The organism is Streptococcus parasanguinis, assembly GCF_040908565.1.
GTDB classification, from domain to species: domain Bacteria; phylum Bacillota; class Bacilli; order Lactobacillales; family Streptococcaceae; genus Streptococcus; species Streptococcus parasanguinis_AC.
Genome location: NZ_JBDGEA010000001.1, coordinates 44290 through 56613, shown reverse-complemented (window position 1 = coordinate 56613; position 12324 = coordinate 44290). Strand labels below are relative to the sequence as shown.

Annotated in this window: 16 protein-coding genes; all 16 read right to left on the bottom strand. The window is 37.8% G+C overall.

All coding sequences use genetic code 11. The features are described 5' to 3' along the window. Positions 1 to 5: 5 nt before the first annotated feature. The 16 genes from AB5Y61_RS00310 to eutC all read right to left on the bottom strand — a co-directional run bounded on the left by AB5Y61_RS00310 (position 6) and on the right by eutC (position 12310). Positions 6 to 683 carry a cobalt-precorrin-8 methylmutase gene (locus tag AB5Y61_RS00310; RefSeq protein ID WP_368402520.1) on the bottom strand — a complete coding sequence of 226 codons (678 nt, stop codon included), beginning with the start codon at positions 681 to 683 and terminating at the stop codon, positions 6 to 8. 7 nt (positions 684 to 690) lie between these two features. Beyond that, entirely contained in the window at positions 691 to 1383 is a 693-nt protein-coding gene (locus tag AB5Y61_RS00305) for a cobalt-precorrin-8 methylmutase (protein ID WP_368402518.1), read from the bottom strand. Positions 1384 to 1396: 13 nt separating this feature from the next. After that, entirely contained in the window at positions 1397 to 2344 is a 948-nt protein-coding gene (gene cbiB / locus AB5Y61_RS00300) for an adenosylcobinamide-phosphate synthase CbiB (RefSeq protein WP_368402517.1), read from the bottom strand. Continuing rightward, positions 2341 to 3702: a cobyrinate a,c-diamide synthase gene (locus AB5Y61_RS00295; RefSeq protein ID WP_368402515.1), complete on the bottom strand. Its 1362-nt coding sequence runs from the start codon at positions 3700 to 3702 to the stop codon at positions 2341 to 2343. The genes cbiB and AB5Y61_RS00295 overlap by 4 nt, the downstream gene beginning before the upstream one ends. A 234-nt stretch (positions 3703 to 3936) precedes the next feature. Continuing rightward, positions 3937 to 4383: a cupin domain-containing protein gene (locus AB5Y61_RS00290; RefSeq protein WP_368402513.1), complete on the bottom strand. Its 447-nt coding sequence runs from the start codon at positions 4381 to 4383 to the stop codon at positions 3937 to 3939. Positions 4384 to 4399: 16 nt separating this feature from the next. Beyond that, positions 4400 to 5494 carry an ethanolamine utilization protein EutH gene (locus AB5Y61_RS00285; RefSeq protein ID WP_368402511.1) on the bottom strand — a complete coding sequence of 365 codons (1095 nt, stop codon included), beginning with the start codon at positions 5492 to 5494 and terminating at the stop codon, positions 4400 to 4402. Positions 5495 to 5510: 16 nt separating this feature from the next. After that, positions 5511 to 5789: a EutN/CcmL family microcompartment protein gene (locus AB5Y61_RS00280; RefSeq protein WP_003006905.1), complete on the bottom strand. Its 279-nt coding sequence runs from the start codon at positions 5787 to 5789 to the stop codon at positions 5511 to 5513. 11 nt (positions 5790 to 5800) lie between these two features. Then, positions 5801 to 6442, bottom strand: a complete 642-nt coding sequence (locus tag AB5Y61_RS00275; RefSeq protein ID WP_195347889.1) for an ethanolamine utilization protein — start codon at positions 6440 to 6442, stop codon at positions 5801 to 5803. 26 nt (positions 6443 to 6468) lie between these two features. Further along, positions 6469 to 7095 (bottom strand): ethanolamine utilization phosphate acetyltransferase EutD, encoded by a 627-nt coding sequence (eutD, locus tag AB5Y61_RS00270; RefSeq protein ID WP_023023508.1) that lies wholly within the window; start codon positions 7093 to 7095, stop codon positions 6469 to 6471. 16 nt (positions 7096 to 7111) lie between these two features. Then, positions 7112 to 7753 carry a hypothetical protein gene (locus tag AB5Y61_RS00265; protein ID WP_368402510.1) on the bottom strand — a complete coding sequence of 214 codons (642 nt, stop codon included), beginning with the start codon at positions 7751 to 7753 and terminating at the stop codon, positions 7112 to 7114. A gap of 167 nt (positions 7754 to 7920) precedes the next feature. Next, a complete protein-coding gene (locus AB5Y61_RS00260) occupies positions 7921 to 8202 on the bottom strand; it encodes a BMC domain-containing protein (RefSeq protein ID WP_006596190.1) in 282 nt (93 codons plus the stop codon). 28 nt (positions 8203 to 8230) lie between these two features. Continuing rightward, entirely contained in the window at positions 8231 to 8518 is a 288-nt protein-coding gene (locus tag AB5Y61_RS00255; RefSeq protein ID WP_195487148.1) for a BMC domain-containing protein, read from the bottom strand. Between the two features lie 31 nt (positions 8519 to 8549). After that, on the bottom strand, positions 8550 to 10034 hold the full coding sequence (locus AB5Y61_RS00250; protein WP_195347892.1) for an acetaldehyde dehydrogenase (acetylating): 1485 nt from the start codon (positions 10032 to 10034) through the stop codon (positions 8550 to 8552). Between the two features lie 11 nt (positions 10035 to 10045). Next, complete coding sequence (locus AB5Y61_RS00245) at positions 10046 to 10702, bottom strand: BMC domain-containing protein (RefSeq protein ID WP_368402507.1); 657 nt, start codon at positions 10700 to 10702, stop codon at positions 10046 to 10048. Between the two features lie 14 nt (positions 10703 to 10716). Then, entirely contained in the window at positions 10717 to 11370 is a 654-nt protein-coding gene (gene eutL, locus AB5Y61_RS00240; RefSeq protein WP_368402505.1) for an ethanolamine utilization microcompartment protein EutL, read from the bottom strand. Positions 11371 to 11386: 16 nt separating this feature from the next. Next, complete coding sequence (gene eutC, locus AB5Y61_RS00235; protein ID WP_049515131.1) at positions 11387 to 12310, bottom strand: ethanolamine ammonia-lyase subunit EutC; 924 nt, start codon at positions 12308 to 12310, stop codon at positions 11387 to 11389. Positions 12311 to 12324 lie beyond the last annotated feature (14 nt).

Below are 12324 nucleotides of genomic sequence, written 5' to 3'. Positions count from 1 at the left end.
TTACATTATTTATTTGGGACTACAAAACGTTGGTAATCATCCATTTCTTGTTTGTATTGGTAGAGGATCGCATTCACTACTGCTGCTGCAATCGTACTTCCACCTTTACTTCCCAATGCAACGATGGAAGGAATGGAACTCTCATGTAATTTTTGTTTTGATTCTGCAGCTCCTACAAAGCCAACTGGAACGCCAATAACAGCATCAGGGACTAATGTCCCTTCTTCTACCATATCTAAGACTTTAAAGATAGAAGTTGGTGCATTTCCAAACACAAATAATTTTGGTCCTAATTCATTAGCTGCATGCTCTACTGCAGCCATAGAACGCGTAATCCCTTTTGCCTTGGCTTCTTCAAAGATCGCTGGTTCATTAACCAAGCATCTGTAGGCTACACCAAGCTCATCAAGGATTCTTTTATTGAAACCACCTAGAACCATGGTCGTATCGGTGAAAATAGTTCCTTTATTTTTAATAACATCTAAAATATGGTCGATAGCATCATTTGAAAATTTAATATTGTAAAGGTAATCAAAGTCCGCACTCGCAAAAACAACTCGTTTCCAAACTGCTTCATGAAATGGATTATCAAAAACAATATCTGGGTGCTCCTGATCAATGATTTCTTGAATTTTTTTAAAACTAGCTTCTTCAATCTGATTTGATACTTTTATATAACTCATAAATGCCTTATCCTTTTTTATCATTTAAAGCTGTAGAATAACGAACATAGTCATCGGTCACAATCGTTTGCATTTGATAAATAATCGCATTAATAATCGCTACGACAAGGGTGCTTCCCCCCTTACGCCCTTCATTTACCATAACAGGCAAGTCAGTCGCTAATAATGCTTCCTTAGATTCTAGGACATTGATAAACCCAACGGGAACACCGATAATTGCATCTACTTTAACATTTTTCTCTTTGATTAAATCAAGGAGGTGGAACAAAGCTGTGGGTGCTCCTCCAAAAGCAAATACTTTAGGTCCTTCTATCCCAGTTGCTTTTTCAACAGCTGCCATGGCTCTAGTAATATTTTTTTCCTTAGCAAGTTGGATGACATCTTCATCGTTAATTAAGCAACGGTAGGAAACGCCCATTTGATCAAGAACTCGTTTATTGATCCCATTTAAGGAAATGCTGGAATCAACAATGATTGTCCCTTTTTTTTGAATCACATCAACGATTCGTTCATTAACATGGTTGATAAACCTCATGGTATAGAGATAGTCAAAATCACCAGTGGTATGAATAGCGCGTTTAATAATGGCTTCTTCCATATCTTCATGGAATTCATAATCTGGATGATCCTGATCGATCACCGATTGAATGATCTGAAAACTTTTTTCCTCGATTGAGGAAGGGTTTTTAATATAGGACATATATACTCCTCTTTTAATAATTTACAACGATGAGATAAATAATTGACAAAACGAAAGCTGAAATCGTTGTTGTCATATAGAGCATAGAAATGGATGTTAAAATATCATCCGGCTCTACATTTCTTGTAGGATCACCAATAGTTGGTTTTGTAATCAACTCACCATGATAGATATGAGCTCCACCTAATTGAATCCCCAGGGCACCTGCCACGACCGACTCAGGGAAAGCACTATTTGGACTCGCATGTTGGTAGCGATCTCTCCAGCCAATTTTTATGGCATTTCTGAAATCCAATTGCAGGACTCTGGCACTTGCCATCATAAACAACCAAGTTAAACGGGCAGGAATGAGATTGACCAAATCATCTATTTTAGCCGAAACATATCCAATCTTTCGGTATTTGGCTGTTTTATAACCGACCATTGAATCTAGCGTATTAACAGCTTTGTATCCCATTGCTAATACGGGCCCGCCAATAAATAAGCACAATAAGGGGCCGATCACTCCATCACTAGCGTTTTCTGCGACGGTTTCAATGGTCGCATGACAAATTTCAGGTATGGTAAGCTGATCTGTTTCTCTCCCTACGATCATTCCCACTTGATACCTAGCCTTCTCAATGGAACCAGACTGAATAGCTTTATATACTTTGAGAGCTTCAAAAGCTAGAGATCGAGTTGCTAAACAGGTGTAGGCTAAATAAATCCACAAAATCCAATAAAGAATCGGGTGAAGCTGACTAGCCCCCCACAAGATTCCATACGTGATGGAAACTGTCAAAGAAACGGTCCATATCCAAAGGAATATTCCGAACAGAACAGGATATCTCGTTTTTAAGTTTTCCATCCGTAAACAAGCATAAATAAAATTTCCAATTAGTTTGACCGGGTGTGGCCACGAATAGGGATCTCCAATTAACCAATCAAGAAGAAGAGCAATAAAGAGTGCAATAACTATCATTTTTTAGACTCCAGTATATAATCGATCCAACTCTTTAGGAGTTGCTCATTCTGATATAAATGAACATGGAGGTAACTGGCAAAGGTTTTCCCTTTCTGATATCCCCCTGTCCAATTCGAAACCACTTCTCCATCTCTTTCTTTTCTCAGATCTAAAACTGTTTTTTCAGAAGTATTGAAAATTGAATGATGGAACTCATGGCCTCGAATTTCCGTACCAGACGGACCAAATAAAGAATCTTCATTGGTAGTTGCAAAACAATAGCCAAAACGTTTTAGCCCATTCGTCATCACACTAGTCCCATCAAAGATACCAACCATTTCGTAGACCTGATCTTCTATCTCAAGATTTTTTCCAAGATACATCAAGCCTCCACATTCAGCGTAGATTGGGATTCCCTTTTGATGAGCATCTAAAACAGATTGTTTAAAGGATAGATTTTCCGATAATTCTTTAGCAAATAGTTCCGGATACCCCCCACCAAAATAATAAGCATCGGCTTCAGGTAACTGTTGATCCTTCAAGGGGCTAAATGGAATCAGGGTGACTTCAGCATTTTTCAATAAATCCAAATTATCTTCATAATAGAAATGAAAAGCATCATCAAGAGCATAAGCAATCGTTAATGGAATGGTATGTTGAAATTTGAATGGAGAAGACAATTCCAGTGATGCTCCGTCAACTTTTTCCAATAAACGATCAAACTGGATCGTTTTTTTAGCCTGCTCTCCAAGAATAGCAAATTTTTCTTCAAGATCATCCATCTCTACATCAGGAATCAATCCCAAATGTCTAGATGGGAGTTCAACCTGAACATTTTTTGGAAAATAGCCTAAAACTTCTATATCTGTATAGCGTTCAATTGCTCCCTTAATCAACTGGTAATGCGTTTCTGAAGCAACACGGTTCACAATAACCCCAACGATGTTGACACCAGGGTCAAATGAAGAAAAGCCATGGACAATTGCTGCTGCTGAAGTTGAAGTCGATTTCCCATCAATAATCAATACAACAGGTAGATTGAGCTGTTTTGCAACAGATGCCGAAGAAGCACAATCTTTATCTGTTCCTAATCCATCATAAAGTCCCATTACTCCTTCTACAACTGCTACATCACTATTTTGATGCCAACGATAATAGGACCACTTTAGATAATTGGAATCAGGGATTAAAAAATTATCCAAATTTCGGGATGAATTTTTTGTAATACGACTATGATATGATGTGTCAATATAATCCGGGCCTATTTTATACGGCTGAACCTTATACCCCATATCTGTTAAAGCTTTTAATACAGCTAGTGTTACGGTTGTTTTTCCTACACCACTTGATACACCAGCCAACATAAACTGCTTCATGCTAACACACCCCTAACTTTGAAAAAAATAGAGCTACAAAAAATACACTATTTTTTGTAGCTCCGTTGCTCTATTTTATTACTTAGCACCTCGTTGTGCTCTTCTATATCCTTAAACACTAAAGATGCTTTTATTCTAATATAAATTATAGTATTTGTCAATAAAAAATTGGAAACGCACTCAAAAAAGAGCACACATACGGTGCTCCTTATAAAACATTCTATGTAAAGTTGATTAACCTTGCCAATCTGCTGGATAAGTCACATAAATAAATCGAGCCTTATCTTTAACAGAGAATTGAATATCGCTACCTTTTGGAATAAAGATGACTTCACCTGGACCAGCACTCATGACTTCATCACCAGAGATAACATCCAATCGACCTTCAATAACGTAGTCTACTTCATCATAATCTAAGTGCCAAGGGAAGGTTGTCTTGTCCATGGTCATCAACCCTAAGCCAAGACGAGGACTTTCTTCTAATGTCAAGAGATCTCGAGTGTATACTTGGTGTTCTGGATTTCCTGTATCCAAACGATCTTCAGGACGAACATCTAGACTTGGTAGTGAAATAGAGGTTACACCAGCTTTACTTACACGTTTAGCAGAACCTTTACTCGCTAATTCTTCTAAAAGAATTTTTCGAACTAAAGATTCAATATCTGTACGATTATAATCCATTTACCAATACCTCCAATTAGGCTTCTTTCTTAGTCAAGAAGTAGGCAAGTAATACAGCGGTAACCCCACCTACAAACTTACCAATCATCATTGGAACAATCATCTTAGGAGCTTGACCAGCAGTAAATCCTAAGTGGTCCCCAATAACGAATGAAGCAGATACAGCAAAGGCGATATTCAAGATTTTACCACGTTTATCCATATCTTTTAACATTTGGAACATGGCAATGTTGTTTGCCAAAGAAGCAACCAAACCAGCAGCTCCAACTTCGTTCATTCCCAATGATTTACCAATTGCAGAAAGAGGTTTATTAGCTACTTTGGTAAAGACTGCCACTAAACCAAAGGCACCAGCCAAGGTTACTGCGATTGAACCAACAACAACAAATGCTTCTTTTAGGGTTTCTGCACCTTTTGGATACAAATTAATCAACCATTCATTTCCAGTCAAGAGTTGTGCAGCACCAAATGCTAAACCTAATGTTGCAATCACAACAATAATTTGACCAAAGATTTCAAATCCTTTAATCATTCCATTTGGAATAAGAAGTAAACCTAGGAAAATAAGAGCAGAGACGATTACGATAGGGATCAAGTTGATTAACAAAGTACCAAATGATAAACCTGGAACTAGAAGTCCACCAACTAAACATCCGACAGGTACGGTTACCAATCCGTACAAGATACCACGGGCTAAGAATGGACGATCTGATTTTTCAATAATCCCTAAAGCAACAGGTATCGTAAACACAATTGTTGGTCCCATCATAGAACCTAAAACATAGGCTGCAAAATCACCAACAGCTTTATCTTGTGCCAAACTTAAGGCTAAAGGAGCTCCCCCCATATCATTCGCAATAAAGGTAGTCGCAAAAATAGAAGGATCCGCACCAACCATTCCATAAAGTGGAACAATTACAGGTTTCAATAAATCTGCAAGCAAAGGAGCTACAACCATGATCCCAGCCATTGACAAAGCCAAGGCTCCCATAGCCATAATACCTTCTTCAAACTTTTCACTTAATCCTAGTTTCCCACCGATACATTTATCAACTGCACCGACAAGCATAAACAGAACCATAATGTAAATGATAATTTCATTTATACTCATAAATTAATCCCTACTTTCAATAATCATCCAGTTGATACTCAACTTTATCAATGATACCCACTATGACCATATCTACTGGGACATCCTGTCTATTCAAACTCACACGAGCTGAACTTCCTGTAGTGACCAACACTTGATCACCTTCACCAGCACCAATACAATCAGCAGCAATGACTAAGGCAGGATCTGTTTGATGGTCATCCAGTTGTCGTTCGACCACTAAAAACTTTAATCCATTAAGTTTTTCATCTTTTCTCGTAGCCCATAGACTTCCTTTCACTTTCCCAACAAACATCTCGCTACTCCTTATTCTTCTATTATAATATTGTGACGTTTCAAATAGTCTTTCGCAAGAGCGGTCACAATCATTCCTTTTTTAATCCGAATCCTATCATGATCAGATAGGTTCATTTCAATTAACTTTTTTTCAGTTAATAAGCCAACCTTTTCAACAGATTTCGGTTGAGTTTCATTCTTTGTCACATCATTTAAAGGTTTATTGTTTTCTCCACCAGTAGATTCTTCTAGCAATGATAGCAATTCTTCTTTTTTATAGAATTGAACACCATATCGAAGAAGTTTTTCGTACTGTTCTTGAAGATCTTGAAACAATAAGGCTTTTGAGGTTTGTTTAAACTGATGGAAGTCAAATGATTCTACTGGAACCAAAACTTTCTTTCCTTTCAACAAACTTTTAATGACAACAGCTTCATCAGCATTTAGCGGACACAAAGAAGCGATTCGCATCATTGCATCAAAACCAATTGATTCTACTAGAATGATGTCAGCACTACTTGATTGTTTCACAACTTGATAACCTTCTTTCGTTACGATTTCAGGAATATCAAATGCTCCGATAACAAATATTGATGCCTTATGCGTTTCAACCTGTATTTTATCCATTAAACGGTCTGTAATCAAATCTACGATCTTATCTAGATTCTCCATTTTTGACCTACCTCCAACAACCAATACTAGTCTTTAATAATCCGACCACGGATTCCTTTGCTAAAACCACAAGCATTGGCTTCATCGTAATCGATATGCATATAAGTTGCAAATTTTGGACTCACACGAATCACAACGTCGTCAAAGATTAAAGGCCTTGCTCCTTCAACTTTAACTTTTACAATATCATGATTTTTTACGCCCAATTTTTCAGCATCTTCAGGTGTCATATGAACATGGCGTTTAGCAACAATCAAGCCTTTGTCCAAAGAGACAGACTTATCACCATTTACTAAGACAATACCTGGAGTACCTTCGATATCACCACTTTCTCGAATAGGAGCTTTAACACCTAATTGCAAGCAGTCCGTAAGTGATACTTCAACTTGTGATTCTTTTCTAACAGGACCTAAAATAACTACATTATGATAGGCTCCTTTTGGTCCCACTACCGTTAATCGTTCCTTTGAAGCATACTGACCAGGTTGAGATAAGTCTTTCGCCTTTGTCAATTCATATCCTGTTCCAAACAGTGCATCTAATTCCTTACGACTTAAATGGACATGTCTACCACTAGCTTCTACTTCAAACGAACCATCAAGTTCATTTTGAATCCTATCAATAACTTTATCAATTAAATTTTCTAATGACATTGTTATTCTCCACATTCTATTCTAAAGTAAGCCATACTAATACTTCAATCGATTTCAATAATGCGATCAGTTTCTCAGCATAAATATCCTGAGTACCGGATACTACAAGAGCTAATTCCTTTCGAATATTAGCAATCTCAATATATAACTCATAACACGAAAGTTTCCAACTCTCACATTTGAAATCAACTTGTACACTTCCTTGATCCAACTGTTTAATCACCCGAACAGATTGTAACTCTTCATTCGTACCAAGATTTTGATTATAGTATGATATATCATCTTCAATATAACAACCTACAATTTTTTCTATAATATGGAGAAGATTTCCTAATTGTTCTACTTTGTCATCAAGAAAAGCAAGGTGGAGTTCTTTTTGGCATCTTAGAAAATACGTATATAGTTTCGTTAGCTTGAAAAGTAGTGGATACACAGCAGACTCTTCTAGAGACGAAACAGTCTTATCAAATGTTATGCTAATCTCTGTTTGAGTTTTTATTTTCGAATCAGTATAAGCTATCTGAATATGGCGATCATGCAAGAAACCTCTTGCTGCTGGAGTCAATTTATCATCACTCGAGAGTTTGAGAACGTTTTGCTCACTAACCTGTCCATCTTTCATTAGCTTTCTAATTCGAGATTCAGTATAAACTGTCATGCATTCACATCCTTCTACCACAAATTAACTACAGGGATACAACGAGGTTGAGATGTAACTTCCCAACCTCGCTCAGCTATTAACATGAATGAATATTCTTTACATCAAAATGCTTATTCCTATCAAAACATTAATTGCTGATTACCTGCATGAGAAATTTTGAAAATCTACTCTTTATGAGGTAGGATTACTTCTACTTCTGAATGTGGACGTGGGATGACATGTACTGAAATCAATTCACCTACGTTTTCAGCTGCTGCTGCACCTGCATCTGTCGCAGCTTTAACCGCACCTACATCACCGCGAACCATTACAGTTACCAATCCAGCTCCGACTTGTTGTTTACCGATCAATGTAACGTTTGCTGCTTTCACCATAGCATCTGCCGCTTCGATAGCACCTACTAAACCTTTTGTTTCAACCATTCCTAATGCGTTTGCGTTTGACATATTCTTTTCCTCCTATTATAAAATCTAATTATTCAGCTGATGGATGTGGTAGAATGACTTCTACTTCTGAATGTGGACGTGGGATCACGTGAACTGAAATCAATTCACCTACGTTTTCAGCTGCTGCTGCACCTGCATCTGTTGCAGCTTTAACCGCACCTACGTCACCACGAACCATTACAGTTACCAATCCAGCACCAACTTGTTGTTTACCAATCAATGTAACGTTTGCTGCTTTCACCATAGCATCTGCTGCTTCGATAGCACCTACTAAACCTTTTGTTTCAACCATTCCTAATGCATTTGCGTTTGCCATTTTAATTTCCTCCAATTATGAAATGAATAAGTTATTTAGTTAATTTTGATAACACACGTTGAACAAGCAGATCAACTAATTGTTCTTCATCTACTTGCTTATCAACTTCACAGCGTTGACAGTCAAGATTTTCTTGATTTTCAGCCTTTCTCAGATCTGACAATTCTGCAGTACCATAAGCGACACGGCGAATATTAATCAAATTCAACGGGCTGACATTATCAGATGTTGCGCTTCCACCTACAGCTCCACAACCTAAAGTAAAGGCTGGGAACAAACCTGTTGTAGCACCAACTCCTCCTAAAGCAGCAGGAGTATTGACCAAAAGTCTTGAAACAGGTTTTCTTAAGGCAAATTCTCGAACGACACTTTCATCTTGGGTATGGATAGCTAATGTGTGTCCAGCTCCTTCATGATGAAGAATTCGAATACTCAACTCACAAGCTTCTTCCCAATTTTTAACAGTGTAGAAACCAAGGACAGGAGCAAGTTTTTCCATAGAATATGGATATTGTTTTCCAACTCCTTCACCGTCAGCAATCAAAACGCGGGCATCATCTGGAACAGAGATTCCTGCTAGTTTAGCAATCACTTGAGGTGTTTTACCTACCATTTTTGGATTCATTGCTCCACTAGGTAGAATAATGAAGGAACCAAGTTTCTTAGCATCTTCTTTTGGAACGAAGTAAGCACCTTGACGTTTAAACTCTTCAACAACCTTATCTTTTGTTTCTTCTTCGACAATGATTGATTGTTCAGAAGCACAGATCACACCATTATCAAACGTTTTTGAATCTAGGATTTGACGAACTGCTTTAGGAATATCTGCAGTTTTTTCGATAAAGGCTGGACCATTACCAGGACCTACCCCAATAGCAGGTGTTCCTGATGAATACGCAGCTTTTACCATCGCATTCCCACCGGTTGCCAAAATTAGGTTTGTATCTTTGTGTTTCATCAATTCATTGGTTGCTTCAATAGAAACACGTTGAATCACACCGATAGCACCTTCTGGACAACCTGCAGAAACTGCTGCTTTTTTAATAATATCTACAGTTTCATTGATACATTTTGCTGCGTGTGGGTGTGGAGAGAAAACAATACTGTTTCCACCCTTTAAAGCGATAAGAGCTTTATACATGACTGTCGAAGTCGGATTGGTTGAAGGAATTAGCCCTGCAACAACCCCAACTGGAACTCCAACTTCAATAACTTTATTTTCCTTATCTTCGCTCAAAATTCCTACTGTACGCATATCCTTGATTTCTTCAAGAATACCTTTTGAAGCAAGGGCATTTTTTAAAACCTTATCTTGCCACTTACCAAATCCAGTTTCTTCAGCAGCCATTTTGGCTAAACGTTCCCTTTGATCATAACAAGCTTTAGCTACAACTTTTACGATCGTATCAATTTGTTCTTGACTCATCAATGCGAGTTTTTGTTGAGCTACTTTTGCTCGTTGAATCAAATGGCGAACTTCTTGAATAGATAAGAGATCTTTATCTTCAATATACATTCAACTTTCTCCTATGATTTCAATTTTAGTAAAGCTTGAATTAGTAATTGTTTGTTCGCAAATTTAATTTCTTTCTTAGATAGATTGATTTTATTTTCCCGATAAGCAATACTTCTTAATTCAACAACTTTGAATTTATTTAATTCTTCCTCAGAATATTTTTGTTTTCCTTCTGTCGAAATTTCCTCTTCCGTCACAATATCAGAAACAATCCCTTCAACGATGGCTTCTTCAACATCAGAAACTATGTCTTCAACAATGACTTCCTCAATAGCTGATTGCAATGGTTCTGTAATAACCTCAGCTTCTTCAACTGGGTCAAGTGATTCCAAAACACTTTCTTCTTCTAATGAGACACTTTCAACTTTAGGAACTTCTTTATTCTCTTCCTTACGGATTGGGTTGAGGATTAAATCAGTTTGTGAGTCTAACCGTGCAATCACGTGACTATGAAGATAGTAAGGTTGATCCTGTGCAATTTCAACTGCGGCTTCTACAGCTGATCTTACTGCACTAACGTCGCCTACTAACTGAACTGTGTTCAAACCTGACTTAACAGTTTCTATATTTAATAGTGAGACATTTGCAGCTTTCAAAGCAGCATCTGCTACAACAACTGCTCCAAGAAAACCTCGCACTTCAATTAATCCAAGTGCTTTTTCTACCATGAGCATACCTCATCTTAATAATTCTTTGGATTATCTGCAATACTTAGAACAGTTCGCGCAAATGCATCGCAAGCAGCACGACAAGCAGATTGAGATCCAGTTAATAGACCACCCGCAAAGTTTGTTTCACTTGGTGGACCATAAAAGGCTCCAACCGATACATCTGCAGCTTTCAAAGCAGCATCTAGCGCAACCATAGCTTCAGCAGGAGGTGCAATCAAATAGGCAATTGCTGTACCTTCTTCTGCATTGGCACCTTCTGAAAGATAGCTACCTGCTCTAGAAATACAATGAGCAAAATATGGAATGCTATCATCGTCATTTGCACTGTAGAAACTTGCCCCATTTTCAATTTCATATACAACAACGTCTAGGCCACTGCGAACTTCTTCTGGATTAGGTCCGGCAAGGATACCAATAACTTCACCTGCTAATTTTGTTGAGGCATTAACAGCTCCAGCATACATACTACGAGCATAAACAACTTCAACATCAGCTGCTTTTGTTGCTTCATCTAAAGCAACATAGGTTACATCATCGCAGTCAGAAGTAACAATTCCTAAACTTCTATGATGTGGTTTCAATTCCAATGATGCTGCTAACCCTGCATCTACATTAGAAATTAATAATGCACTTAATACGTTAGCGCCAAGTCTATCATTTCTCAAAATCTAAACCCCATTTCTATTTTAATTCTACACCTGACTTCTTATTATCAAGAATCTTCTTGATAATTTCAGCCACGTAGGCACCAGCTTCAACCGCTGGAGTTCCACCCTTATGGATATTGGATACAACTGTACGACGAGATTCAGGCATACCAACTGTTGGTTTGTAAGCCATATAAGCACTCATTGATTCTGCTGTTACCAAACCAGGCCGTTCACCCACTAGCATACAGATGACCTCAGCTCCTGTAAGTTCAGCAATCTGGTCCATAGCCGCTACCCGAGCATGTTTGATGAAAAGAACTTCATTATAGTCAAGACCAAACATTTTCAACCCTTGTTTTAAAGCTGGTAAGAAATCTCTTACGTTCGCTTCAATGGCTGATGAACTCAATCCATCTCCTACAACAATTTGTACTTTTGGATTTGGTTTGCAAGATTCTTTGATAATTTTTTGTTGATCTTCTGGGAAGAATCTACCGTAATCTGGTCGAGTTAAGTATTCATCTTTTGTTGAAGCTTTTGTTTGAACTGGAATGAATCCCATTTCTTTAACAAAATCATCAGAAACATAAGAGAATACCGCATCTTGCGCCGCTGCGTGGTCAGCACGGAAGCGAAGAACTGTTTCAGTCTTGTAACGATTTCCTGCTCTCCACAAGCCCAAACGAGCTGGTGTGAATTTTTTAATTTTACGATAAGCTTCTTCGTTAATGGCATTTGGAATCAAAAATTGTTCCTGAATATCCACTTCTGTAATATCTGGAATAATTCCATCTTCAATAGTAGTCTCTTCCTTATCTGGTTGAACACTTGGACTTTCTTTCGTCTTCAAATTGGAATCTACTTTTTGCTCCTCTTTTGTTGACTCTGCAATGGCATCTGTATCCAACTCACTTAACAAAGAACGAATCATTTCTTTTAAATCTTGTTCATTCACTGTTAATACCTCCT

What these genes read in the sequence shown, in the direction of transcription:
- AB5Y61_RS00310 (WP_368402520.1), bottom strand. Translation starts at nt 683, where the DNA reads ATGAGTTATATAAAAGTATCAAATCAGATTGAAGAAGCTAGTTTTAAA.
- AB5Y61_RS00305 (WP_368402518.1), bottom strand. Translation starts at nt 1,383, where the DNA reads ATGTCCTATATTAAAAACCCTTCCTCAATCGAGGAAAAAAGTTTTCAG.
- cbiB (WP_368402517.1), bottom strand. Translation starts at nt 2,344, where the DNA reads ATGATAGTTATTGCACTCTTTATTGCTCTTCTTCTTGATTGGTTAATT.
- AB5Y61_RS00295 (WP_368402515.1), bottom strand. Translation starts at nt 3,702, where the DNA reads ATGAAGCAGTTTATGTTGGCTGGTGTATCAAGTGGTGTAGGAAAAACA.
- AB5Y61_RS00290 (WP_368402513.1), bottom strand. Translation starts at nt 4,383, where the DNA reads ATGGATTATAATCGTACAGATATTGAATCTTTAGTTCGAAAAATTCTT.
- AB5Y61_RS00285 (WP_368402511.1), bottom strand. Translation starts at nt 5,494, where the DNA reads ATGAGTATAAATGAAATTATCATTTACATTATGGTTCTGTTTATGCTT.
- AB5Y61_RS00280 (WP_003006905.1), bottom strand. Translation starts at nt 5,789, where the DNA reads ATGTTTGTTGGGAAAGTGAAAGGAAGTCTATGGGCTACGAGAAAAGAT.
- AB5Y61_RS00275 (WP_195347889.1), bottom strand. Translation starts at nt 6,442, where the DNA reads ATGGAGAATCTAGATAAGATCGTAGATTTGATTACAGACCGTTTAATG.
- eutD (WP_023023508.1), bottom strand. Translation starts at nt 7,095, where the DNA reads ATGTCATTAGAAAATTTAATTGATAAAGTTATTGATAGGATTCAAAAT.
- AB5Y61_RS00265 (WP_368402510.1), bottom strand. Translation starts at nt 7,753, where the DNA reads ATGACAGTTTATACTGAATCTCGAATTAGAAAGCTAATGAAAGATGGA.
- AB5Y61_RS00260 (WP_006596190.1), bottom strand. Translation starts at nt 8,202, where the DNA reads ATGTCAAACGCAAACGCATTAGGAATGGTTGAAACAAAAGGTTTAGTA.
- AB5Y61_RS00255 (WP_195487148.1), bottom strand. Translation starts at nt 8,518, where the DNA reads ATGGCAAACGCAAATGCATTAGGAATGGTTGAAACAAAAGGTTTAGTA.
- AB5Y61_RS00250 (WP_195347892.1), bottom strand. Translation starts at nt 10,034, where the DNA reads ATGTATATTGAAGATAAAGATCTCTTATCTATTCAAGAAGTTCGCCAT.
- AB5Y61_RS00245 (WP_368402507.1), bottom strand. Translation starts at nt 10,702, where the DNA reads ATGGTAGAAAAAGCACTTGGATTAATTGAAGTGCGAGGTTTTCTTGGA.